Source organism: Clostridiales bacterium (assembly GCA_014799665.1).
In the GTDB taxonomy this organism is placed as follows: domain Bacteria; phylum Bacillota; class Clostridia; order Christensenellales; family Pumilibacteraceae; genus Anaerocaecibacter.
In genome coordinates this window covers 1-23,302 of sequence record JAAVHP010000011.1, presented here as the reverse complement: position 1 = coordinate 23,302, position 23,302 = coordinate 1, and the positions used below count along the sequence as shown (strand labels likewise).

Below are 23,302 nucleotides of genomic sequence, written 5' to 3'. Positions count from 1 at the left end.
AAGTAAACAAATTTACCTCTAAAAAGCAATTTAAATACTTGATTTCGTGTTTATTATTTTGAAGCTTTAAACAACATTTAAAACAACGCTTAAAAAAAGTCGTGAAAATGCGGCATCTTATCGGCCTTTTCTTTCCGCTGAATTACTTTTGTTTATGTAGGTTTTCCGGGGTTTATCGGCCCAAGCATCGGCCTTTCATAATATTGCCGGCTGTGAGGCAACAATCTTCATTTCCACATCCCATATCCGACCACTTATAGACAACGGTTTCCTCACCGATTTGAATGTTCAGCTGATATTCCTCGTAGTCGTATATATTGGCGTCGTATTTCCGCAAAAGTTCGCGCAACTCGCCCAAAAAGGCTTCTGTTTTATTGATTTCCAGCCTCATTTCCCGCCAATGAAACTCCAGCGTCACCGCATATAGTCTCGGATCGAGATTGCGCTTCGCTTCACCGTACACGGACAAAGCCAATTCTTCGTAGTCTGTTTGGTAGAGTACCGTGTCTGTCAATATTTTACGTCCGATAGACGTATATCCCAGAAAGGAAAAGAAACCTCGGGCGGGGTTTGTGGATAGGCCAATACCTTTAATCACTTTATCTCTATCAAGAATTTCGCCGTCATTGCGTCTTACGGCAACTTGATAATCAAGAAAAAATCTTTCAATCATTGCCGGCCTCCTTTCTAATGTAAATTTCATCTTTGTACGGCAACTCCCTGCCTTTCACGAACTCAATCTGAACACGTAAGCACTTACAAAGTGTCGCGAACAGGGGGGCTATTCTCTTCACGTTATAATTGCTGATTTGTTCCATAAATAGATTTTCGGCCTCATCCATACAACTCTCGGCAAGTTTCAAACCACACTTCCCAAACTTCGTGATAGCATAACAGACGTTCTTCCGCGCCCCCTTTATCCATTCCAAAAGAGGCCCTTTATCACCCTCGTTATAGGCCTTCATTATAAGCACAGTTTCAAGGGCATCATCTATTCCCTTGAACACATCCCATCGCCCATTCAATTTCAGCGAAGGCAATATATCTCCGTCATCGGAAAGATAAACACGTGTCTTATGCACGAAGTTGTTGCACAATGCGGGCAAATCGGGATTTTTTATGTAGAATTTCAACACTTTGTCATTGTAAATCCGTACTTTCCCGTCATCCCCTTTTAGGTTATAGGAAGGCCTCCCACCACGAATGCATCCTTTCAGCGTTTTTTCTTCGTTTTTTACAAAAAGGCGGCCATCTATAACATTGAATGAATACCCGCTCAATCCTTTAAGTTTTACGTCCTCAGTTGTTTGATGAGCATATCAGAAAGTTGCACACAGGAACTCGCCACGTTTTCAAAGGTATCATTCAAAAATTTTGCCGGATTTTTCATTTGTAGAAAATCATAATCCTCTAAACTTTTATACGTACATTCAACCCTTTCAGAAAACAACTCTTTGGCTATCTCGTACCGCCTCTTTTCCCAATCGATGGCGGGCGGTTCCGACGCCTGCGGCTCATCGGGGATAATCTCGATTTCGTATCTATCGTATGCCTTCCCGTCCGTGTCAATGAATTTTCTACAATGATATGGGTTGTTGACATCTTGCAGGCTGTTCACAAGGAGGCTTTGAACCTCGATTACCTTGCCGTCTGATATTCTTCTCGCTTTCATATCCTCTATTTAACAAGTTCATAATCATACGCCACCACGTAGGGGTTGCGCTCCCACGTGCCTTTGCCTGAAACGCGGTCTATCAAGTCGGCGAAGGCTTCGTAGGGGGATTTAAAACCATCGCCATTCTCTTCGTAATAAAAGAAATCATCTCCAACATATCTTCCCATAGTAGTCATCATCATACTTGTCCTGAAGTATCCCTTCCTTGATGCAATCCTCATCGGATATATCCTGCAACCGCTCGATACGCACGTTATTCATCCGTATGCACATCGGCATCAATTCGGGCTTCACGTACATCTTGTTCTCCCAACCTTTCTCAGGTACAATATTTGATATTTCAGGGATATTTTTATACATCATAATATGCCCAGCCGGTACACCGCCATAATGGCATATTTTGTACCCTGCATCGCGGTAACTCTGCGCCACGGCCACGATTTCACCAACTTTGTAACGGGTCTTTTTGGAGAATACAACCCGGCCGAAAGAGTTACATACGACAATATGGTTGTCAATAATTTGAGGCTTTGCCCCTACACGCTCGTAACCCGTCAACTTCTCCTGCTCTTTTTTCGTGAGTTCGTCCCGCCGCGTGTTCGTCTTTACACCACGGAACACCGCCTTTGTGAGCAAAAAGCGGTCGTCAAACATTATCTTCTGCATATTCTTATTATTTAATGAAGCACATCCATTTAGTTTTCTGATTGCCGCCCGTGTGCCCGAAAAGCGGCTGTTTCCCGATTAGAGAGATTATTTTGGCGGTGGGTATCTGCTCCTCGTTCCACTTGAAGATTAAAACCCCGTCTTGCTTCAAGACGCGCATACACTCATCGAAGCCCCTCCGTATGTCGTCCTCCCACGTAGGCAGTAACTTTCCGTATTTCTTGGCCAGCCACGCCGAATCGCCGAGGTGTTTCAAGTGGGGCGGATCGAAAAGAACGAGGCTGAAAGTCGCATCTTCGAAAGGCATATTCCGGAAGTCGGCCACCACATCGGGCGACACGTCCAGCGTGCGGCCATCGCAAAGCGTGTGCGTTTCTTTCCGAATATCCATGTAGACGGTCTCGGGGTGGTTCTTGTCGAACCAGCACATCTTACCGCCGCAACAGGCGTCCAATATTCGTTTCTTTTCCATTTTGTTTTTAAAGTTTTACCACCAAAATATACCGCCGTAAACAAGCAAGGCGATTATCGTCAACACCGCCCATAGGACGGTTGCCCAAAATCGGCTCGAGCCGAGGTCTAAATACTCGCCTCCTTTATCGTTATTACGGGTTCTTGCCCATATAAAACCGATAAGGATAAAGGCTATAAGTACAAACAGATGCCATTTTACTGTTATCGTTATCATTTCATCTTATCGTTAATTGTTTGTTGAATTCTTCAAGAAACGCCACCAAATCACGGTAGAAACGCGGCTCCTGCATCGCCCTTTCGTATTGTCGAAGGTAGTTCGACACCGAAGCGTGGTCGCGACACAGGATAAACGCTATCTGGATAGTCGTGAAGCTGTACCTATGAAGATAGGCGGCCACAGCACAACGCGCGAAAGCCAAACGGGTTTTCCTGCAACGTCCGAGAAACAAATCCCGGTCTATGCCCATTCTCTCGACGGCGAAAAAGGCATTTTCAATGAGGGGGAGCCTATTTATCAGATACGCCCTCTCCTGCTGCAATTCCCCTATCCTGCGGTCTATCGCCTCAATTTTGCTATTAATGAGATCGTTTTCTTTAGCCATATCTTTGTCGTTTATGCCGCCTTCTTCGCACACTTGCGGATTTGGTTCATATTCTGGTTTACGAGCTCAATGATGCGTTTGTGGTATTCGCTGTTGCCGTTGCAGACGGCACGGCTCTGAACGACCTTGAACGATTTTAAAGACACCTCGACCGTCTCGATGCGCTTCCCGGCTATCGTGGCCGAGAGGATAAGCACTTCAGGTTTCTTGTAGTAACCCATCTTGTAAACGCAGTGGTGCATCGCCTCACCCTCAAGGTAGAAATCCTCGACACTTTGAAGAACCTTCATCGATATTTCCCCGTCCGAGATAAGTAGCCCGAAATAAGGCTTCTTCATCGCCTTGTATTTATTATCCCATTTCGTGTCCTCGTTACGCCTTTTCTCCATATCCTCCCGGTATCGTTTCTTGTCCGCGAGCTGTTGGTATTTGTCATGAGCCGCCTCGAGGTTCTCCGGGCAAACGTAATGCGGGTTTCTCAAATCCTTTACAAGATATTGCAGATTGGAAACCATGTCGCACCACAGGCTTACGTCCTTTATATCGTACCCATGCCGTAAGCATATCTTTAACGCCGGCCAGACCTCCCCTATCGGTTTGTTACGGGACAAGAAATTGGACACAACATCGTATCGGCCGGCTTTCCATAAGGTCGCCGCATTCGGGTTCTCGAGAAGGAATGCTACAATATCTATCGGGGCCATGTCGTGAAAGTTCGACGTGACGCCTCTCCGTTTCAATTCGGGGCTTATACCGCCCCGGTTGTAGACCGCATAGGGAACGATGGTTTTCAAGACGCTTTCGGCACGATTACGGATTTCGAGCGAGGAATTATAACTCCACGAGTCAATCCAATAAAAAGAACCCCGTTTTCGCTCCGCGATAACCTGCTTCCCGTCAGGGGCGAACCATATCTGAGCCACCTCGAAATAGTCGTACTGGGCGGGTTGCAAGGCCTTCTTGTAGGTATCGACAAGGAACCAGCGTAGAACCTGGAAGCGTCCCACGGCTGCCGGAACCACGTAATACGCCTTGGTACGAAGAACACTTCTATGCTCTTTCTGCTTCTTTATCACCGCCCCGCAGTGCGGGCACCGTAGCGTCTTCGCGGTCTTGTTATCAACCTTGAACCGTGTTCCGCATTCTGAGCATATAGCCTCCTTGCCTCCGGAACGCATGAAGGCGATCCGGTCGAAACAGTGATGGTATCCGTATTGGGCCTCTTTGTCGGTGAGGCAGTGCACACACGGAAGCTTCATAAGCTCCGCAACCTCTTTCTGTATCTTCGTCTTAGGCTTCATTGCTCAACATATTGAATAAATCCAACTGATTGTCCTGCTTCGGCTCTGCCGGCTTCGGTTCGGCCTTCTTCGGCGCGGGCTTCTCTTTCTTATTATCCTTCTCCTTGGCTTTCTTGCTTTGTAACTCTTTCCGTATTTTCATCCTATACTCAAACTTCGCCTTGCGCCGGGCATCCTCCTCTTCCTCCTTCCTTATCTTCTCCTTCTCCGCCTCGGTCAGTTCCACGGTATGGTTCACCACAACACGGGGGCTACTTTTCCCCTTCTCCACCTTCAAATCCTCTTCATCGTAGTAGTGAACGGCCATGCCGTAAATCTCCTCATCTGCGAAACCCTGCCGTCCGCTCTTCTGCACCTCATCGATGATGTAGTCCACGCACTCATCGAGGCTTTTCTTCGGGTTCGCGTACTTGGGTGCGAAGAGCTCATCTTCTTTCGCTCTTTTCTCAAGATAGGTCTTGATAACCTGCTTGAATTTGTCTGTTCCTTTTGTCATTTCCTTATGTTTTTTAATGGTTTATAAATTTGATTTCAGCAATTTGTCGATTTCTGGTTTCAGCCTCTCGAAGTCGCTGAGGATAATCTTGCCATCGTCCTTGCCGATGTATTTCTTGAAATCCTCAAAAAAGTGGTCGAAATGCGCCATTAGGCGGTTCACGTTCATCTTTACTTCGGTCCGCATGTATCCGCTCCTCTTTATCAACGCCTCGGCTTCCTCGGCGTGATATATGGCAACCGTGAGAAGCATATACACATACGCGAGTTCCTTACCCGCCAATTGAACAAGGCGGTCGCGTTCTTCTTTGGTTAGGATTACTTTTGTCATTTCCGTTTTCGTTTTTAGTTGAACATTTCACTCTGAAACCTTTGCAGGATATATTTCTTCGAATCCCTGTAAAAGGTCTTCTTGATTTCGAAGCCGTATGCCCGGCGGTTCAATTCGGCCGCCGCCCGCAACGTTACACCGCTTCCCGCGCAAGGGTCTATAACCACATCGCCTTTGTCGGTAAACAGCCTTATAAGTTGCTTTATCAGGATTATCGGCTTTTGTGTCGGGTGTATCTTCGGGGTGCTTTCGTCCCGTACCCAATCGAAGCAATTAAAGACCATTTGGCCGTTATTGTTGAACTTCGGAAGCTTGTCCCGATAAAGGATAAGGCCGTACTCGCAGTTGCCGACCACGCGCATATTCGCTTTCAGTACCTGCGCCGAATAGTTCTTTCGGAATACGAGGTTTATATACCGGTTCAAGCCGTATTCGCGTCCGAGACGTATGTACTCGAACTGCTGTTCAAATCCGCAGAACAAAACCATACAGGGCGACTTGCCCGTTTCCCTCGGTTCCTTGATGAGCATCTTCGAGCAGAAGTGCATGAACTCGGCGGGACGGAAATCAATATCGGTATCAAAGAATTCCTTGCCCGCGAGTTCCGATTCACCGTTGGCGTTATCCCCCCCCTCATACCATGCGGGGTTGCTTGCGTAGGCATTCTTACCGAGGTTATACGGAGGGTCGGCGATGATGAGTTGCGCTTTCGGTAAGCCGTAAACCTTGTAATTTTGGAAATGGTCGTTGAATAACTCTATATCCTGCATCTCTACCTCCTGTAATCTTCGTTGATGCCCATATTCACCCAGTTGCACATTTCGGCCAAGCGGGAAGCCACCCGCTCATCGTAGGTCTTCCGGAGCTCGTCAAAGTTTAAGTTTGTCGTGAAAAACGTCCGCGCCCCTACCTCGTAGCGAGATTGGATGATTTCGCCCATCACGTCCGCTTTGGTACCGTAGTGGATTCCGATGTTTTCCGCGCCCAAATCGTCGAACAGCGAGACGCCGTTGAAGTACTTTTTCAGTGCCGCGAAGCCGCCTTTCTCCTTGTCGGTGTACTCCATCGCGATGCTGCGGCACCAGTTCCAAGAAAAGATAAGAGCGTTGTGTTGGGTCAGTTGCCAGGCTGGATTGTCACACTTCCACAGAAAATTGAAATTGAAAATCTTGAATAGGGTCGTTTTCCCGCACCCGGTGCACCCGGAAAGGATGATGCCCTTTTCGGGTTTGAGCTTTCCGCTCTCACGGGCAAAGTAGGACGCGAAGCAGTCTATCAGGTACTCGTATCGTTCCGAGGGCTTTTTCTCTCCCATAAGCGAGGCGAAGCGTGCCATCGCACGTTCCTTGAGCTCCTCGGCCGACCACTTGCGGTGGTTTTCCTCATCACGTTTGCGCATCATCTGGACGTATTTCAACGCCGCTTCAGATGCAGGACTTGCCTCGGTCTTCTGCGACAACCTTTGCCGGAGCGATTGACGGTCTGCCAAGGCTTGCGCGGCCTCCCGTGCGGTCATTTCCGCCCATGTTTTTTTGATCGTTTCTTCCATTTTCGTTTTGTTTTTTGATTCTAAACCAATTTGTGAAGTGCTTGCGGAAGTCCTGCCGCGTCTTATCCGTTGCGGAGCCATTCGCGATAAGGTTTGCCCGGAATTCCGTGAAAACCTGCTTCCAATCGGTAATCTTTACCAAGAGGTTCATCTGTACACTTTCCCGCCATACTTGGTCTTGCAAACACTCATGAACATTTTGTTCAAAGGATAAAAACCGAAGTTTTGACGGCGGCGACGGTTCTTTTTTCTCACCGTTAGGTGAGTTTTTTATTTCCTTTCCTTTACTTTGTGGCGTTTCCGCGTCCGAAACCTGTGTTTCCGCGTCAGAAACTACACTTAAACGGGTGTTTCTTCCGCGAAAACCTAAAACGTAAGGGAATTCTCCTGTCGTCACCCTCTTACGCGCCACACTGAAAAAGGTCTGTTGGATTGCCTCGCTCGTGAGTACGCCCACCGAGTTAAACAGGCCCTCATCAAAGATGCCCCACCTAACCAAGCGCGACACCACATTGTCGAGCAAATCCACCGAAACGCCCGGCAACTCTTTCATCAACTTGAACTTCATCAGGTCTCCCCACTCTACGAAATACCCGTTTCGGTATATCGCGCAGAGCAGGTGAACCGTGATGATTTCGCCTTTGAGGCCGAACTCCCCGGCGATAGCAACCATTCGCTCATCTGCGAAGAAGTCACATTCGAAAGGGAAATATTCAAGTCCTTGTTTTCTGGGGCGTGCCATTTTCAGTAGTTTTCGGCTTGTTTTTGGGTGAAGAAGAAATGATACCCCGTTGAGCATTCTTCGTTAGAATAGTCGAAGTTGTCAATCACAACGTGGTCGCCAATCTCGTAGATCGTCTGGTTATCGTACTTAGATATACCTATTTTTTCTCCGGCGATGTCGCCTATCATATCAACGATAACCGCTTCCGAGGCGCGGCACTTTCCCGTAGCGGTTCCGCGTACCTGTGCAGTTTCAGGGATTTCGGCAACCACGATAACGCCACAAACACATTTTTTGTAGACTTGCTTGGGTGGTTCGACCGTCCTGATAACAGGGATAGGTATTCCGTTCTTTTTGCAGGCGTTCATCGCCGCCGCCCTGACACGCCAATCGTCGTCTTTCAGCCAACGCTCGATGATTTCCAAAGGCACGTCCTTGCCGTTGCAGGCGTTCATCGCCGCCGCCCTGACACGGCAATCGTCTTCTTTCAGCCAACGCTCGATGATTTCCAAAGGCACGTCCTTGCCGTTGCAGGCGTTCATCGCCGCCGCCCGTACATCGCAATCGTCGTCTTTCAGCCCACGCTTGATGATTTCCAAAGGCACGTCCTTGCCGTTGCAGGCGTTCATCGCCGCCGCCCGTACATCGCAATCGTCGTCTTTCAGCCAACGCTCGATGATTTCGAGGGGAATGTTCTGTAATTTCTTTTTGTTTTCCATTTTTCTATTGAATTAAATTCTTGTATTTAAGACAAACACTCAAGCGCCCCGCATAATCGCTCATGTGTTTGTCTATGATTTTTTTTCGAACCTCATCAAGGTTTTCAGTGTGAATATTCATATCGTAACTCTTGATAGGCTTTCCGTCTTGTAAGATGCTTGCACCTGTTACCTCATACATATTAAGCCTCCTTCCTTTCTTCCAAGCCAAACAGACGCGGATTATTTATCATTTCCCGCTTGTTTTCGATGTATTGGATAAATTCTTCAAGTTCGGAAATACGATCGCGCAAATCGAGCCTTTGTGCGTTGTAATGCTCCATATATACCTCCTTGAAGTCGGTAACATCATAGAAGAAATCGGTAACGATGCCACCCATTTGCTTCAAGCAGTATGTATAGACGTACGCCTGCCAGCCTTCGCGATACTTCCCGACCTTGTATTGCTTGGTGGTCTTGATGTCTCGGATAACCGAAGAAAATACCCCGTCTGCGAAGCCGTACAGATGTACATTTCCGTATCGGGTTAGAATATTTCCGTCCAAGCGCACCTGCTGCACCGATTGGCGGTATATATCCGCTATCTTTTCGCACACGTGCAGAGGAAAGTAGAATTCGTAATTGTCGCGCGAAAACTCGCGGTATGCGAAATTTCCCGTTACGGGGTCGGTACACAATTCCGGTATACAACCCTGCGCCATCTTATCTATAAGGATATTGAACGCATCGCCGCGCCTTGCCTCCACGGACGGGGCGCCGGCACGGTTCAGCCGTGCCAGCAGTTCCTCTTCCGTCATATAATCCTTTGTCTTGAAAGCCGTGAAGCCGTCAAGGAGTGTTGGGTATATGTTGTAATTATTCATACCGGCCCGCCTCCTTATTCAGTTTCAGGCCGAGCGACTTTGCTTTGTCCGCAAGACGCTTCGCGCCCATAAGTTTACTGTTTCCGATGTGCTGCATAGCTTTGATTTTCTCGCAAGCCTCGTTGGCTGTTTCGGCATCCACAACACCATCAATCATTACATCGATGCATTCCATAACTTCGTTAAACCCCGCGTTGAGTTCCTTCTGAGTCTCAAGACGCCTTGCAAAGGCCGCAATGATGTTATCCGTTATATAGGTGTTCGGGAGGCCGATGCCGTCCTCGTCTACCGTCAATGGCAACTCATTCACAGGCGGCATATAGATGGTGTTCTTGCCGTCGTTGCGGTCTGTCGGGTCGAATGTTATCACGCGCTTGCGGCCTATCGTCTCGATATAGCCAACCAAATCCAGTTCTGTAACCAAATCATCATAGGAAGAACCTCCGAATATCGGAACGTAACGGATTTCATCACCGTTCTTCTGCGTCTCGCGGTGGGCAACGAACACAAGATGCTTGTTCAGTGCGCGTATTTGGCGGCAGAAATTACGGAATTCGGCTTTGCGTTCGCCGAAACCTTGCAGGGACAACGCACCGTTGGATTTGCCGAGCTTGCTGTTTTTGGAAATCAGCCAAGATGCCATAAAATCGAGCAATTTCCCGGCGGTGTCAATTACTATTGACTGGTATTCGCTCAAATCCTCCTGCAACACATCAAGGGCATCTTGGTAGGAGGTTATCTGTACGGTGTCGCACTGGTGGCCGGCGTTAACGCGTGACACACCCCCGTCGAAGTCCAACAAAAGCGGTTTCGGCGCGGACAAGGCAAGGGTGGTCTTTCCCGTGCCCGCCTGTCCGTATATAAGCATCTGGATAGTGGGATTGATTACAATCTCGTTCGGTTTTCTGATTAAAGTTTTCATTTTCTTATTGTTTATTGGTTTATTCTTTGTGAATGCGGACTCTATTGATGCCGTCCACGATTTGCAGATTGTCGCTCATCGAATAATAACTATCTTCGGTGAGAATAATGTGGTCTGCAATAGTCAAGTCCAACAGGCGGGCGCCGTCAACAAGCCTCTGCGTAAGCCTCAAATCATCGGGCGAAGGATGTACAACCGCGCTCGGGTGGTTATGGCATAGGATTATCGCTTCTGCGTGCGCAAGGAGGGCGGCGCTGAAAAGTATCTTTGCGTCCACGACCGTAATACGTGTTCCGCCCATCGAAAGGGTCTGTATTCCGAGCACGTGGCCGTCACCCCGCAAGAACATCGCTTTAAAATACTCCTGCATCTGGATTTCTCCCTTTTTGAAAGAAGCCCTAAGGGTCTTCACGGCCTGTTCTACCGAAAAGATTACATCGGTTTCATTCACCGCGCTGTCGCACAAGTAAGAAAGTTGAATTGTTTTCATTTCCGAATCGTTTTAAAGGGTTATTGATTGCAATGTTTTCGCGCTCCGAACAACTCCACGGCCTTCTGTGCATCACACATTATCTTCCGGCCTTCCTGACGTATTGCGGGGGCGAGCTTGCCCGATGATTTGAGCCGTTGGGCATAGGTGCGGGAACACCCGAACAGGCGCGCTATGCCGTTTATACCATAAACGTAGCGTTCCCCCGTGAAGTCCTCACTTACCACAACCTCATCGGGTTCCTTGGCCGGCATATTCTCCGCCATCACGTCGCGCATCAGTTGCGCGAACTGCCCGACCGTGAGGTCTGCCACCCGTATGTTCTCAATCGCTCCCATCGTTATCGATTTTCCTCCATTCTGCGTTTCGCGACGCGCTTACGGGCGGCCCAGATAGCGGTGGTGGAGTAGAGGCCGAACTCATAGGCAACGACCTTCATCACCGCCATAGCCATCGCGCCCTTGTGGCTCATCAGTTCCTCGAACCGTGCCACAATGGCGTCATCGCGCTGTTCGCGTTTCTTGCGGAATTCTGTTTTAAGTTCTTCGTTTTTCATTTGTTAGGCTGTTTTTTGTTCGAGTATCTTTATATCGGCAACGGGTGATTCAATCCCGTTCACAGATTCGTATATGGAAATCATCATACCTGTAAGCAACAGGTTTGAGTATGTTCTCGCGCATTTGAGAGCCTCGGTGCAACTGGTCGCCCAGACAGGCATCGAACCGCAAAGCGTTTGATTTCTTCTGTAGAATTTGAATATGTATTTGTTCATTTCCGTTCGTTTTGGTTGGGGTTTCTCAGGCTCCCGTGTTTTGTCCGGGCGGCGAACCGCCCGGCTCTTTTCATCTATCTTTCGCATTCGGGGACGTATTCGGGTCCGTCGTACCATTTTCCCGAGGCTTCTTCCTCCTCTTCCCGCTCCAATCGGGCCTGTTCCGCGTCCCAGCGGTCGAAATCGTCCCAGGGGTCCTCGCCCTCTGCGTTGTATCCGTTTCTTTTCATTTCCGAATCGTTTTAAAGGGTTAGAAATTGGCTTTGAGTTTGAAGGTGCGCCCGCTTGCGTGAAGCAGGACTTCTTTCAGTTCGCTGTCGGAGTACCGGCTTGCAACCTCGATGCTTACGCCGTTGTGGTTGCTTGCGATTTGGATAGCGCGCTCGCGGCTTACCAAGTGTGTCTTTGCTCTTGTTTTCATTTCCGTTTCGTTTTAATTGTTATTTTTACGCTTTGTTTTACGTGCTGTTTTAAACTTAAAACAACACCGCAAAGATAAAGACAATTTATCATTTGGTAAAATTTTTTGACCAAAAAAATATAGAACAAAATGAAAGACATTGATAATAAAAGGGTTAAACAGGTTATAAAACGGCTTGTGGCGGACGGATTGGTGGAAAATCAAAAGGATTTGGCTTCTAAATTAGGGTATACAGAAGCGAGCCTATCCCACCTTATGAGCGGATATAGGCCAATTAATGATAAGTTTTTGGGCAAATTATTGTCCATTGCGCCTAACCTCAACACTGAATGGTTGAAAAGTGGTGAGGGCGAAATGTTTACTAACGTAAACGGAAATGGGAATATCGTGCAGGCAGGAATCGGTAATAATATGCAGAACACCGATTGCGCGGAGCAGTTGAAGATGGCTCTGAACGAGATTTCCGAACAGCGAAAGTTTTATGCCACGCATATTGACAGATTATTGTCTATTATTGAAAAGCAAAACAAATAGAATATGAAGACATCAAACCTCATCATCGCCGCGTTGTCGGCAGTCCTTCTTGCCGCCTGCGACAAGCCAAACCCGACAACCGAACCCACGAAAGAGCCGATTTATCACAACCTTACCGTAAAGACCTTCTCATCAGTAGAAGAAAGTTTTGGCATTGGGCGCATAGTTGCTGATGTCCTCCTATACAAACCGAATGCACCTATCTCATTTGACACAATTGAATCAAGTAAATCACGTATTGATTTCTCTCTTGTCAACACTACCCCTATGCAATTCCTCGAAGCCTCCGCAAGCGATACGACAAGCCACTTACAGGCTTTGCAAGGCAATCATCAATTGTTGATATTGTTTCAAATTGGCTTTCCGTGGGATGAAAAGGAGTATATCATCAAGCAAATAAAGAATATCAATATCATTTCCGATACGGTGATTTGCGACACATTATCTCGTGCTGATTTAGACAAGTATATAAACATCTAAAAATAAATACTATGGATTTCAAAGACAACATCAAGCAGATTGCCGACCGTGTAGACAAGATGAAGGACAACATCAAGACCGAGGAGGCCACCAAGAATGCCTTTATCATGCCGTTCATTACCGCCCTCGGATATGATGTGTTCAATCCAGTTGAGGTGGTGCCCGAAATGATATGCGACATCGGCGCCAAGAAAGGCGAAAAGATAGATTACGCGATACACAAGGACGGAGAGCCGATTATCCTCATCGAATGCAAGCACTGGCAACAGGATTTGAGCCTGCACGACAACCAGTTGCTTCGTTATTTCGGCGTTTCCAAAGCCAAATTCGGCATTCTGACAAACGGTATCATTTACCGCTTTTACACCGACCTCGCCAAGGAAAACGTGATGGACGACAAGCCTTTCTTGGAGGTGAACCTTCTCGATTTGAAAGACAACCAAATCGAGGAACTGAAGAAATTCCACAAATCCTATTTCGACACCAGCGTTATATTGAGTTCGGCCACGGAACTCAAGTATGCCAACGAACTCAAAGGCATCATCGCGCAGGAATTCCAAACCCCTTCCGAGGATTTCACCAAATTCTTGGGTAAGCAGGTGTATGACGGCCTTTTCACGCCGAAGGTATGCGCCCAGTTCCAGCCGATAGTCAAGAAGTCCATATCATCTTACATCAACGACATCATTTCCGACCGTCTGAAAGCCGCCATCAAGGAGGGGGAAGATGAACAGCAGACGCAACAGCGGGAAGAAGCGGCGGCGGACGAGAAGCCCGAATCCAAAATCTTCACCTCCGAGGAGGAATTACAGGCGTTCTATATCATTCGCTCCATCTTGGCCACGGTATGCCCCGTTGAAGAGATTGTTTACCGCGACAGCCAGACCCGTTTCACCATTTTTCACGCCTCTAACATGGCAAAATCGATTTGCCGCTTTGAATCTACGACAAACGAGGTGAAGCGTATGGTTATCACTTTCCAAGGCATGGATAACATGGTTTGCAAGCTCGAAAGCCCCAACGACCTATACACCTTCGCGGACGATTTGCGCAAATCACTCTCCCTGATTATAGACGGCAAGCAGACCAAAGCCAAAGAAACCGCCCCGGAAGAAGATGCACATTGACCGTATCATATCATTCTTTGTCGACAAGGAGGGAGGCAAACCGGACGGGCGCCTGCGCATGCGCGTGAAGTGGAACCGCTCGGCACACGTCGTTTCCCTCCTTGTCGGCTTCCGTGTCGAGCCGGCCAAATGGAGCGCGGAAACACAACGTTGCAAGACCAACACCACCCACGGCAAGGAACACACCCCCGCGAGTGTCATCAACCGAACAATCCAAGCCCACGAAGATGCGGCCACCGAGATATTCTCACGATTCGAACGCGACGGCATCATGCCCACCCCCGAGGAATTCCGTCACGAACTCCGCGCCGCACTCTCCCGCACCGCCGACACCGTGAAAGCCGACCTCGGCTATTATATGGACCTGTTCATCGAGGAGAACAAGAGCCTCAATGCGTGGGTTCGCAACACCGAAAAGAATTTCATCACCCTACGCAACCACCTTACAGCCTTCAAACCGCAACCGACCTTCAAGATGTTCACCGAGGCCGGCCTGCTCGCCTTCACCGAATTCCTCCGCGATGAGTGCGGAATGCGCAACAGCACTATATCCAAACATATAAGCCTTCTCAAATGGTTCCTGCGGTGGTCGTCAAAGAAAGGCTACCTGCACGATCAATCCTTTCTTCTGTTCAATCCACGCCTCAAGAAAACGAGAAACGAAATAGTGTTTTTGGATTGGGGCGAACTGCTCAAGGTCTACGATTTCCCGATACCGGAAACGAAACAATACCTTTCCCGCGTGCGTGATGTGTTCTGCTTCGCGTGCTTCACCGGCCTCCGCTATTCTGACTTGGCGAACCTGCGCACGTCGGACGTGCACGAGGATAGCATCACGATAACGAGCATCAAGACCGCCGACCGGCTCACGATTGAGCTCAACAAGTATTCCCGCGCCATCGCGGAAAAATACCGCGATTTCCCGCGCGAAAACGACCGCTATTTTCCCGTGATTTCGAACCAGAAGATGAACGACTATATCAAGGAATTGGGCGAATTGTGCGGGCTTGATACGCCCGTTACGAAGGTGTATTACCGGGGAAGCGAGAGGTGCGAGGAAATCGCCCCGAAATGGCGTTTAATGGGTGTTCACACCGCCCGCCGCACTTTCATTTCAAATGCCATACAAAAAGGCATCCCGCCCCAAATCGTGATGAAATGGACGGGACACAGTGATTATGCGGCGATGAAGCCTTATATCGAGATAGCAGAACGTGCGAAGCGAGAGGCGATGCGTGCCTTCGATGAGTAGTTATTGCTTGGTTGCGGCGATGATGAGGTTGCTTACGTAGTCGCATTTGTTCACGTCGGCCGGGATAGCATCGTAGGCTTCCCGGTGTAGGCGCACGAATTTATAAGTGCGGGGCGTGCCGTCTTTCGGCTTTCGCCCCGCGTTTTGACGGTACCCGCCCCGGTTTTCAGTATTGCGTGTGGCTGCCATTGGTGTAATCGTGTGAAGGTATATACTTACCGAACATATCACGATTGGAAACCACTACATTGTAATAGTCTTCCGATATGCCTTCGGCGTATGAAAGAGCTTCTTTCTCGTTGATGAAATACGCAACCATTAAAGAGTGTTCCTCAATGTCAAACGCTTCTACCTTGTAATCAGCCTCCCAGTTTTCGATAACCTGTAATACCTCGCCGTCCTCAATCTCACGGATAGCGGCTGTGTAGCCCTCCACACTTCCGATTTCAAACAAGGCTTCACGGGCGGCATCGAGCGTTTCAAACTCTTCTTGCGTTTCTTCTCCGCGAATTTCGCTCAAAGAAAGGCAGGGGCGGTCGCCTCTGTAGTTGTCTTTCAGAAATACAATTTCGTAACTTTTCATTTCCGTTGTTTTTATTGGTTTGTGGGTGCAAAGATAGTACTTTTTTTGATTTCTGTAAACAAAAATCAAAAAAAATTACAAATAATTTGAGAAAGCAAGAAAATAAAAGAGTTACATCAAAAAAAAAGAAGCCACCGAGGGAGCGACCCCCGAGCGGCTTCCAAAACGATCCGGAAATGATCGATGCAAATGTAGTGATTATTTCCGAAAGCGCATAACCACGCGCGAAATAACAACCGCGAGCAGTCAGATGACGGTGAGCAAGCCTATATATGCGCCAATCTGTACGATTACGGGTGTCTTGTATATCGTTTGCACCTCCGTTATCGTCTCTTGTTTCGCTTCTTCGTGTCTGGTTTCCTCTTTCTCGTGAAATATCGGCACTTGTACGGGCGCGACAGGCTTATTATAGAGCTCGAGCGCTATTCGGTCGCCCGTATACCACGCCTGCGCGACTGCATAGGACGTTTCGGCGTGCGCCGTGTCGGTTTCCAACACCATACTTCGCGCGATTTCATACGCAAGGGCTACCGACATCGCGGTGTCGGTCTGCCATTTCGTGATTTTGGTCGTGTCGTGGACGTAATACGTCTCACTTTTCGACACCTGCGGCGGGCAAAGTCGCGCCAACCGAGCGCACGAGCTGCAACCCGTGCAGTAGACCACCATCAGGGCAAGCATCGCCCCGAGGGTCAGCATCTTGATAAATCCTTTCATATTGATTTGTTTTAAAGGTTTTCACAATAAAGGTCGGCTTCGGCCTTGCGGCGCTTCTCCAAGCCGGCCAGCTTCTTCTTGCCGGCATAAACCCACCGCATGAACTCGGCCCGTATACGGGTGTAGTCCTTCGGATCGGCGGCGATAACCTTGCGGAGTGTCGAGGAGAGGAACGCCCCGGTTCCGAGGTTGTAGCAGAAGGAGCAGACGGCATCGAATTGTGCCTGCGTGAGGGATTCGGGCACGGCGCGGTTGATGTCGCCCGTGATGCGCATCAAGTCCTCCCGCAAGAGCGTTTCCGCGTCCGTCTCATTGACGGGGGTGGTGTCCTTGGTCACGCCGTTGGTGTGGCCGTAGCCGATAGTCCACTTCCCGGCCGGGCAAACGTAGGGTTTCGAGCGGAAACCCTCGAAGCTCTTGATGAGGTCGAGCCCCTTTTTTCCGATGTATTTCATTATCATTTCTTTTTTGATGTTTCGATAAAGTCGCGGATGGCCTCGATTGCCGCCAACGCGTCCTTGTCGTTTGCGGCCCGTATAACTCCCTGCATGATGTCCTTGAGTTCGGCAACCTTGCTCTTTCTCCGCTTCGCGTGTTCGTAGAGGCTCTTGCCTTCCACCGTCAAAAGGCCGAGGCAAAGGAAAATGGAGGCAAAAGGAACGATGTAGAACGTGAACACCGAGCCTATAAGGTCAACCAGTGCGGCGATGAGCATCGGCCGCCAGTACTCGGTAATCTTGTCAATCGTAATACGCAATTTGTGGCTCCTTATAGGTTCTTTGAGTATTCGGGCCGTCTTCACGCCGTCCCATAAGTCAACAAAGATGGCAACGATAAGGATGCCCCACAGAAAGAGAAAGAAGGCGCATAGCCTCTTCAACACTCCCGCAATCGTGGGTAAATCGAAGGTGATTGTTTCCATAATCTACTCTCCTATTACGTGTGTTATACCTCCGTGCCGGCGGTGCGAACCGCCCCCGGCGAGCTTCGCCAGTTCGGGAACGCTCCGGATATAATCCATGCAGTCGGCCATGTAACTGTCAGCTGCCTGCTTCACGGCTATTATCGTGCTCTCCCGCTCCTTGTATTCGGCGTAATTGCTGAAAGTGTCGACCGATTGCCGGAAACCCGTCGCAGAAAGAAAACCGTTCGGATTGCGCAGCAGACGGGCATAGGTGTAATACGCCTCCGCCTTATACACCCCCTCGAAAATCGCGGTACCGCCGCAACCCTCGTATTGCCCGCCCACCAACAGACGAAGAAGCGGCTCCCGCTCCGGGTCGCCCGTCTTGTCGACGTTCTGCAAGGCGATGAAGAGCCTTTGCCCGAGAAGGGGCTTCATGTCGAGCTGCTCCACTTCCTCGATAATGGGCTTCACCAGCTTGTCGAAATCCATATTTTCTGAAAAGTGGCGGCACTTGGCGCGCAATATCTGTTCGTCGATTATCATTGTGCTATCGTTTGGTGGGTTGCGTTGTTGTACGAAAGGGGCGTTATCTTGAGGGTATCCGTCGAGAACGGCTGCCACCAATGCGCGAACACGTCCGATAACGTCTCTTCGATGAATTGGCGGTCGGGCTCGGTAATGGTGTTGTAGTACTTGTAGGCCTGTTCCATTACGTCATCGGCAAAGCCGTTGCTCACCTGCTCGCACCGCAAGATGGGAGGCTGCATGAACGCCTCGCCGATGTTCGCCTTCGTGCTGGCTTCGGTTTCCTTGAAAGCGCCGTCGTAGTTCTTTCCGTCAAGAGAATGGAATTCCGGCGGCTGGTCGTCCGGCTCGAGTTCGAGCACAAGCATCTTGCTCGTGTTCACGTCCCCCTGCAATTTCGCGAGGTCATGCAACATCGGGTTCTGCAAGAGGCCCCGATCAACATCGGGACTGTCCACCTTTCCGTCTGGCTTTCCGTCCACATTGGCATTGTATTCCTTTGTCTTGCGTATCGTAAGCATTCCGAAAGGCATGAAGCCGTTCCTGGCATTCCGATATCGTATGTTCGAGCACGCTATTTGTGTGGCCCCGTCCGTGAGCTGGGCTTCGTAGATGCAGGACGGATAGATGCCCGAACCTTCCGGGCTGGCATAGAGGATTTGCCCGTAATAATTCGCGATGCCCCCCTCCGTGGCCTCGATTTCGTCCATAGCCTTGTGGGGGTTGAACACGTTGCAGTAGGTGGTGTTGCTCTTCGAGGGCGATTTCTCGATGCCGAGCCAATCACTGTTGACGGCTATCTGTTTCACGTGTCCCGCATCGTCCTTCATACCGAGCCGGCAGAATTCGAACGGTATGTGCTCGACGTTACAGATACGACCGAGGGCGTTATATCCGATATGCAGGGCGAAGCCCCCGAACCGGGCGTAATCCTGCGCCACCTTGCGGAACACTTGACGCAGTTTCTCGCTTCCCACGCGCATTTCGCCTGCCGCTATGCCCTTTCCGAGAAGGAAACGGGTATAGATGTTCAGACAAGAGCGTATGGTACCGCTTCCGCTCGACAACTGCATTACCTTTTGCGGATAATCGTTGTTCGTGTCGTAGGCCTGTATTCCCAACTGCTTGTTGGTCGAAATCTTCCGGTTCGGGGTTGCCTTTATCGCCGATAGCTGCATAATCCGTTACGCTTGGGGTTCTTCTCTTTCAGTTTCGGGGGCGGGCGCCTCGCCGTCCGTAGGTTCCGCTACGGGTTCGGTGGCGGGTTCGGTCACCTCCTCGCTTTCGGGCGCGGGCTTCGCCGTTTTTCCCTTGCGGCCGCCCCTGTTGGTGGTCGTTTTGTTTCCCGTCTTGGCTGCTCCCGTTTTTCTTGTTTTCGCCGCTACGGGTTCGGTGGCGGGTTCGGTCACCTCCTCGCTTTCGGGCGCGGGCTGGCCGGCCTCGATTTTCTTCACGATGCTTTCCGGGTACTTCGAGAAATTCGACAAACGGGACGGCTTCGCCATGATGTACTCCTCGGCCACCTTGTCGGTGAGGTTGGCGTTGCTGTAATACACGTTATCGCCGAAGTGGAGCCGGATAAGCATTCCGGCGCGGAGCTGATACTTGCAAGTGTTCTGTTCTTTCATTCTTTCTGGGTTTTTACGGTAGAGCGCGACCAGTTCCGAGAGGGCATCGCCCACGCAGTTGCCGCACGTCTGCACGATTTGTTTCTTGAAAATTTGCAGATAAGCCACGCCAATCCGCGCGGCTTCCTGCGGGGTGTAGGTGGCATTGGAAACCACACGCCCGAAAAGTTCCCTATCCTCGCACAAGGAGGCGATTTCTTCAAATTCCAGCGTCATAGCCCGGTGTTTTTACTTTGCCGCTTGAGCGGTCTGCAAGGACTGAAAGGCCGTATCGGTTTCTTCGAGAGAACCGGCATAGAAACTCATCGGCAAGCGGGGTTCCTGACCGGATGCGAGTGTAACGGCATACACACCCGCGCTTTCCTCGGCCACATAGTCCTTCGTGAGGGTCGGGGTTTTCAATCCCGTATTCCAGCCGAGCACCTCGTACTTGCTATCGTCCGCGGCGGCTTTGTTCTTGATTACCGCAACAAAGGAGCCGTTGAGCATATTCTCCAAAGCGGCCTTTTCAGCCGCAGAATTGGCGAAAGCCACAAACGCGAAGGTCTGCGTGGTGCCGTTGCTGTACGTGCCCTCCGCTTGGGCTACGTTCGTTCCGTTGAAAGAGGTCTTGCGCTGTTGCACAAGGTTGGCTTTCTTGCCAGCCTTGAGCACGATAGCGGTGATGATGTTCGGGTTGTCCGCGTCGATGGTCGACTTGGTGAAATCAATATCGCCACGGTTGATGAGCAAAGCCTCATCTTCAAGACCCGCCACGGGGGGATTAGCGCAGTCGTAGAGAAAATCATGAACGACCGAAGTATCGCATTTTGCCATTGTCTTTTGATTTTGATAGTTAAACAATAAGGCAGGGGCGCATGGACACACCCCTGCCATTGGAACGGATTTTAGTACGCAACAGAGATGAGTTGAGGCAACACTACCTTCACATCGAGGCGACCGGCACCGTCGATGTACATGTTCTTGGTCTTGTTGTCGTACCAAGCCTTGAAATCTTCAAAGGCCTTCATCTGGTCGTCCAATACGGGGAAGCCGAGCTTGATGTTTTCCTTGGTCGTGTAGAGTACGCGATAAGGATTGTCGAGCTTGGTGCCGTCGTTGAATGAAGCGTTGATTTCCTTATCCCAGTAGGGGACGGTAACGATTTTCTCACCGAAGATGCGAAGTTCCTGAATGCCGTCCTCGCGCATCTTGTACGCCGATTCGGTGTACAGGGTTTGAGCAAGCAACTGCATCTTGAGCTTCGAGAAGAAGGCGTCGGTAACCAATACCTCGCGGTTGTCGGCCCTTTGGGCACGCAATGCGGCGGGGGCTTCGTTGATAACCTGCGAGAGAATATTGATAGCGTCCAAGCCCTCGGCGGCCTGCTGGGCGGCGGTTGTGTTGAGGGCATTCGCGGCAATCGAGATATGCTTGATACCGTTGTTGGCGGTAATCATTTCGGCAATCTGCTTGAAAACGCCGTCCACAACCTCAAAGTACTGCTGTTCGGTGCTTTCCTCGGGGAGGTTCGCGCCCGTGGTGTCACCGAACCACAGGAAGCGGTTCAACATCTCATCCACGGCTCCTTCAACGAGCGAAAGAATGAGATTCAAGAGCGGGGTGCCCGTCAAGTCGGGGCGTTCCACGCCTTCCTTCAAACCGAGGTCGTAGAGAGCTTTCTCGAACTCCTTGTAGCAAATGGGAAGACGGAAATCCCAATCTTTCAGCAACCATTTCTTTTCCGTCAAGTTTGCCGACGCTTCATCATCGGTGATATTGCAACCACGTCCTACCTTACCGATTTTCGATAAAGTACCGAGGAACGGGATGCGTTCTCCGTCACGAGCGGAAACCACATCCACATAGTTGCTGATGATACCCCTCGTGATGACTTCTTCACGCACGATGTCGGAAATCTGCATCATCAAGGCGGGAGTGAGCTGTTCAAAGTTGATTATGGGTGCAGCCATAATTGTATTCTCCTTTCTTCTTTATAGGTTGATTAATCGATTAATTCTTGGACTGCAAGGCTTTCTTGCGTTCCTCGATAGCCTTTGCGAGGGCCGATTTCTCGTCCTCCTTGTCCTTGTTGACAAACGGGCGCTTGAGGTTGAGGGTTTTCGAGGTCTGTTTCTCCATAGCCTCGTATTCCTCGATACGGGCGGCCGCCATTTCGCCCGCGCGGCGCAACTGCTCGTTCTCGGCTTGGAGTTCCGCGATACGGGCGTTGAGCGTCTCGATGTCCTGCGGGTTGGGGTCTTGGTGTTCTTCGCCGTGTTCTTCGTCCGCGTGACGGATTTCGGTAATCACGCCGTCGGCGATGATAATCGTGCTTCCGTCCTCCATTTCAAACTGCCCGTCCGGTTCGGCGGCATCGCCCACCTCGGGCACCTGATTTTCGCGGTCGGCGGGAATATCCACCGAAATGGTGTTGCCGTCCTTGTCTTTCAAGTCGATGTTTTTTGCTTTTCCGCTCAAGAGGTTCTTGATGCGTTCGCTCCATTTTGTTTTCTTGTTCATATTCTTTTGGATTTGATTAATTGCTTTCAAAACCGCTTCATTCGAGGTGCGGGCGACGGGCTTATAGGCCTTGTTCTGCGCTTCGGCCTCTCCCGTCTTGGTGGCGAGGCCGAGCGTCACCGCCTGCTCGGGCGATATGGCGGTCTCGTTATCCATGAGAACCTGCAAGCCGGCCTTGCCCATTCCGCTAACAGACGAATAGATGGCGTTGATTTTCCGCTTCAATTCATCCAGATAATCGTAGGCTTCCTTGAGGTCGTCCTGCGTGAGATAGTCCGCTCTGACGTCACCCAGAAAGGGGTTGTGGATGAAGATGTTGCACGTGGCGATGCGCTCGGTGCCGGCCATGAAGATGACGGACGCGATACTGCCGCACTGGTTCTTGGCAATCGTAACCACGTTCCGGTTGAGGCCTTTCAGATAGTTGTAAATCTTCAAGCCCTCCTCGGCATAGCCGCCGGGGCTGTCGATTTCCACGCGGAGCGTGTCGCCCTGCTGGGCTTCGGCCTGCGTAACCACTTGCAATAGTCCCGTATCTTCTCCGATTATTCCTTTTATAAAAATCATTTTCACGTATTTTTCACAAAAATACGCTGACTATCACCCAATGAACAAGAATGTATTTTTACTTTGTAATGATTTAGAAAACAAATGAATAATGGGTAGAATGTCGCAATTTGACAAATATTTCGTTATACTTGCAACTGAAATGGGTTGCGCCGTAGTCCCGTCCCGCGAAAAAAAGCGGGACTAAAACAAGGACTGTTCGGTGCTTTCCGATACCCTTTAATGTTCTTTAAAACTCGTTAGAGATAGTTGAAAAGCGGTTTTGTGTTCTTCGTGGTTTTTCGATACACCCTATTTGTAGTCCCCGTGGGAGTACGAAGATTAAACACCCAATTTTACACCTTCTGTATGTAGAGCTGGGTGTTCTTGTTTTTAGGCCTCTACATAAAATTTCGGGAAAAACTTGATGAAATTGTAGAACAAAAAAGGGGGTTCACCACGTTCTAAAGTGCCCCCCCGCCTTTTCTTATCGGTGT

At 49.7% G+C, this 23,302-nt stretch carries 35 protein-coding genes and 1 pseudogene; 4 read left to right on the top strand and 32 right to left on the bottom strand.

What is annotated here, in order from left to right; genetic code table 11:
- Positions 1–172: 172 nt before the first annotated feature.
- The 21 genes and pseudogenes from HDT28_04975 to HDT28_04875 form a co-directional block, all read right to left on the bottom strand.
- Positions 173–673 (bottom strand): hypothetical protein, encoded by a 501-nt coding sequence (locus HDT28_04975; GenBank protein ID MBD5131928.1) that lies wholly within the window; start codon positions 671–673, stop codon positions 173–175.
- Positions 666–1,280, bottom strand: a complete 615-nt coding sequence (locus HDT28_04970) for a hypothetical protein (protein MBD5131927.1) — start codon at positions 1,278–1,280, stop codon at positions 666–668. Before HDT28_04970 ends, HDT28_04975 begins: the two co-directional genes overlap by 8 nt.
- Before the next feature lie 11 nt (positions 1,281–1,291).
- The gene (locus tag HDT28_04965) at positions 1,292–1,672 is read right to left on the bottom strand and encodes a hypothetical protein (GenBank protein MBD5131926.1); all 381 of its coding nucleotides are present in this window, start codon (positions 1,670–1,672) and stop codon (positions 1,292–1,294) included.
- Between the two features lie 5 nt (positions 1,673–1,677).
- Positions 1,678–2,341, bottom strand: a pseudogene (locus HDT28_04960) (hypothetical protein).
- Between the two features lie 7 nt (positions 2,342–2,348).
- Positions 2,349–2,771: a class I SAM-dependent methyltransferase gene (locus HDT28_04955; protein ID MBD5131925.1), complete on the bottom strand. Its 423-nt coding sequence runs from the start codon at positions 2,769–2,771 to the stop codon at positions 2,349–2,351.
- Between the two features lie 259 nt (positions 2,772–3,030).
- Positions 3,031–3,417, bottom strand: coding sequence for a hypothetical protein (locus HDT28_04950; GenBank protein ID MBD5131924.1), 387 nt, complete (start codon positions 3,415–3,417; stop codon positions 3,031–3,033).
- A gap of 11 nt (positions 3,418–3,428) precedes the next feature.
- Positions 3,429–4,718, bottom strand: coding sequence for a PcfJ-like protein (locus HDT28_04945; protein ID MBD5131923.1), 1,290 nt, complete (start codon positions 4,716–4,718; stop codon positions 3,429–3,431).
- Positions 4,708–5,214: a PcfK-like protein gene (locus HDT28_04940; GenBank protein MBD5131922.1), complete on the bottom strand. Its 507-nt coding sequence runs from the start codon at positions 5,212–5,214 to the stop codon at positions 4,708–4,710. Before HDT28_04940 ends, HDT28_04945 begins: the two co-directional genes overlap by 11 nt.
- Before the next feature lie 21 nt (positions 5,215–5,235).
- Entirely contained in the window at positions 5,236–5,544 is a 309-nt protein-coding gene (locus HDT28_04935) for a hypothetical protein (GenBank protein ID MBD5131921.1), read from the bottom strand.
- Between the two features lie 14 nt (positions 5,545–5,558).
- Positions 5,559–6,314, bottom strand: coding sequence for a site-specific DNA-methyltransferase (locus HDT28_04930; GenBank protein MBD5131920.1), 756 nt, complete (start codon positions 6,312–6,314; stop codon positions 5,559–5,561).
- Positions 6,315–6,316: 2 nt separating this feature from the next.
- Entirely contained in the window at positions 6,317–7,033 is a 717-nt protein-coding gene (locus tag HDT28_04925; GenBank protein MBD5131919.1) for a hypothetical protein, read from the bottom strand.
- Positions 6,969–7,835: a DUF4373 domain-containing protein gene (locus tag HDT28_04920; protein MBD5131918.1), complete on the bottom strand. Its 867-nt coding sequence runs from the start codon at positions 7,833–7,835 to the stop codon at positions 6,969–6,971. The genes HDT28_04925 and HDT28_04920 overlap by 65 nt, the downstream gene beginning before the upstream one ends.
- Positions 7,836–7,837: 2 nt before the next feature.
- Positions 7,838–8,536, bottom strand: coding sequence for a HEAT repeat domain-containing protein (locus HDT28_04915; GenBank protein MBD5131917.1), 699 nt, complete (start codon positions 8,534–8,536; stop codon positions 7,838–7,840).
- 4 nt (positions 8,537–8,540) lie between these two features.
- Positions 8,541–8,717: a hypothetical protein gene (locus HDT28_04910; GenBank protein MBD5131916.1), complete on the bottom strand. Its 177-nt coding sequence runs from the start codon at positions 8,715–8,717 to the stop codon at positions 8,541–8,543.
- Between the two features lies 1 nt (position 8,718).
- A complete protein-coding gene (locus tag HDT28_04905; protein ID MBD5131915.1) occupies positions 8,719–9,399 on the bottom strand; it encodes a hypothetical protein in 681 nt (226 codons plus the stop codon).
- Positions 9,392–10,321 carry an ATP-binding protein gene (locus HDT28_04900; protein ID MBD5131914.1) on the bottom strand — a complete coding sequence of 310 codons (930 nt, stop codon included), beginning with the start codon at positions 10,319–10,321 and terminating at the stop codon, positions 9,392–9,394. Before HDT28_04900 ends, HDT28_04905 begins: the two co-directional genes overlap by 8 nt.
- Before the next feature lie 19 nt (positions 10,322–10,340).
- Positions 10,341–10,811 carry a JAB domain-containing protein gene (locus HDT28_04895; GenBank protein MBD5131913.1) on the bottom strand — a complete coding sequence of 157 codons (471 nt, stop codon included), beginning with the start codon at positions 10,809–10,811 and terminating at the stop codon, positions 10,341–10,343.
- Between the two features lie 20 nt (positions 10,812–10,831).
- Positions 10,832–11,149, bottom strand: coding sequence for a DUF3853 family protein (locus HDT28_04890; protein MBD5131912.1), 318 nt, complete (start codon positions 11,147–11,149; stop codon positions 10,832–10,834).
- Positions 11,150–11,151: 2 nt separating this feature from the next.
- Positions 11,152–11,367, bottom strand: coding sequence for a hypothetical protein (locus tag HDT28_04885; protein MBD5131911.1), 216 nt, complete (start codon positions 11,365–11,367; stop codon positions 11,152–11,154).
- Positions 11,368–11,657: 290 nt separating this feature from the next.
- Complete coding sequence (locus HDT28_04880; GenBank protein MBD5131910.1) at positions 11,658–11,813, bottom strand: hypothetical protein; 156 nt, start codon at positions 11,811–11,813, stop codon at positions 11,658–11,660.
- A 20-nt stretch (positions 11,814–11,833) separates the two neighbouring features.
- Positions 11,834–12,004 (bottom strand): hypothetical protein, encoded by a 171-nt coding sequence (locus HDT28_04875; protein ID MBD5131909.1) that lies wholly within the window; start codon positions 12,002–12,004, stop codon positions 11,834–11,836.
- A 129-nt stretch (positions 12,005–12,133) separates the two neighbouring features.
- Between HDT28_04875 and HDT28_04870 the strand changes: the two genes are divergently transcribed.
- Genes HDT28_04870 through HDT28_04855 form a run of 4 tightly spaced genes read left to right on the top strand, consistent with a single transcriptional unit; the run spans position 12,134 to position 15,397 of the window.
- Positions 12,134–12,538, top strand: a complete 405-nt coding sequence (locus HDT28_04870; GenBank protein ID MBD5131908.1) for a helix-turn-helix transcriptional regulator — start codon at positions 12,134–12,136, stop codon at positions 12,536–12,538.
- 3 nt (positions 12,539–12,541) lie between these two features.
- On the top strand, positions 12,542–13,018 hold the full coding sequence (locus HDT28_04865) for a hypothetical protein (protein ID MBD5131907.1): 477 nt from the start codon (positions 12,542–12,544) through the stop codon (positions 13,016–13,018).
- An 11-nt stretch (positions 13,019–13,029) separates the two neighbouring features.
- On the top strand, positions 13,030–14,145 hold the full coding sequence (locus tag HDT28_04860; protein MBD5131906.1) for a restriction endonuclease: 1,116 nt from the start codon (positions 13,030–13,032) through the stop codon (positions 14,143–14,145).
- On the top strand, positions 14,135–15,397 hold the full coding sequence (locus tag HDT28_04855) for a site-specific integrase (GenBank protein ID MBD5131905.1): 1,263 nt from the start codon (positions 14,135–14,137) through the stop codon (positions 15,395–15,397). Before HDT28_04860 ends, HDT28_04855 begins: the two co-directional genes overlap by 11 nt.
- Here the strand turns inward: HDT28_04855 and HDT28_04850 are convergent, their stop codons facing one another.
- From HDT28_04850 to HDT28_04800, 11 genes are all read right to left on the bottom strand, one after another.
- On the bottom strand, positions 15,398–15,586 hold the full coding sequence (locus tag HDT28_04850) for a hypothetical protein (GenBank protein MBD5131904.1): 189 nt from the start codon (positions 15,584–15,586) through the stop codon (positions 15,398–15,400). It abuts the gene before it with no gap.
- Entirely contained in the window at positions 15,564–15,980 is a 417-nt protein-coding gene (locus tag HDT28_04845) for a hypothetical protein (GenBank protein MBD5131903.1), read from the bottom strand. Before HDT28_04845 ends, HDT28_04850 begins: the two co-directional genes overlap by 23 nt.
- Positions 15,981–16,226: 246 nt before the next feature.
- Positions 16,227–16,697 carry a hypothetical protein gene (locus tag HDT28_04840; GenBank protein ID MBD5131902.1) on the bottom strand — a complete coding sequence of 157 codons (471 nt, stop codon included), beginning with the start codon at positions 16,695–16,697 and terminating at the stop codon, positions 16,227–16,229.
- A gap of 11 nt (positions 16,698–16,708) precedes the next feature.
- Positions 16,709–17,152 (bottom strand): lysozyme, encoded by a 444-nt coding sequence (locus HDT28_04835; protein ID MBD5131901.1) that lies wholly within the window; start codon positions 17,150–17,152, stop codon positions 16,709–16,711.
- Between the two features lie 2 nt (positions 17,153–17,154).
- A complete protein-coding gene (locus HDT28_04830; GenBank protein MBD5131900.1) occupies positions 17,155–17,619 on the bottom strand; it encodes a hypothetical protein in 465 nt (154 codons plus the stop codon).
- 3 nt (positions 17,620–17,622) lie between these two features.
- Positions 17,623–18,147, bottom strand: a complete 525-nt coding sequence (locus tag HDT28_04825) for a hypothetical protein (GenBank protein MBD5131899.1) — start codon at positions 18,145–18,147, stop codon at positions 17,623–17,625.
- Positions 18,144–19,307 carry a hypothetical protein gene (locus HDT28_04820; protein ID MBD5131898.1) on the bottom strand — a complete coding sequence of 388 codons (1,164 nt, stop codon included), beginning with the start codon at positions 19,305–19,307 and terminating at the stop codon, positions 18,144–18,146. The genes HDT28_04825 and HDT28_04820 overlap by 4 nt, the downstream gene beginning before the upstream one ends.
- A 6-nt stretch (positions 19,308–19,313) precedes the next feature.
- Complete coding sequence (locus tag HDT28_04815; GenBank protein ID MBD5131897.1) at positions 19,314–19,973, bottom strand: hypothetical protein; 660 nt, start codon at positions 19,971–19,973, stop codon at positions 19,314–19,316.
- Positions 19,974–19,985: 12 nt separating this feature from the next.
- Positions 19,986–20,489 (bottom strand): hypothetical protein, encoded by a 504-nt coding sequence (locus HDT28_04810; GenBank protein ID MBD5131896.1) that lies wholly within the window; start codon positions 20,487–20,489, stop codon positions 19,986–19,988.
- 155 nt (positions 20,490–20,644) lie between these two features.
- Positions 20,645–21,709, bottom strand: a complete 1,065-nt coding sequence (locus HDT28_04805; GenBank protein MBD5131895.1) for a hypothetical protein — start codon at positions 21,707–21,709, stop codon at positions 20,645–20,647.
- 40 nt (positions 21,710–21,749) lie between these two features.
- The gene (locus HDT28_04800; protein ID MBD5131894.1) at positions 21,750–22,784 is read right to left on the bottom strand and encodes a hypothetical protein; all 1,035 of its coding nucleotides are present in this window, start codon (positions 22,782–22,784) and stop codon (positions 21,750–21,752) included.
- Between the last annotated feature and the right edge of the window lie 518 nt (positions 22,785–23,302).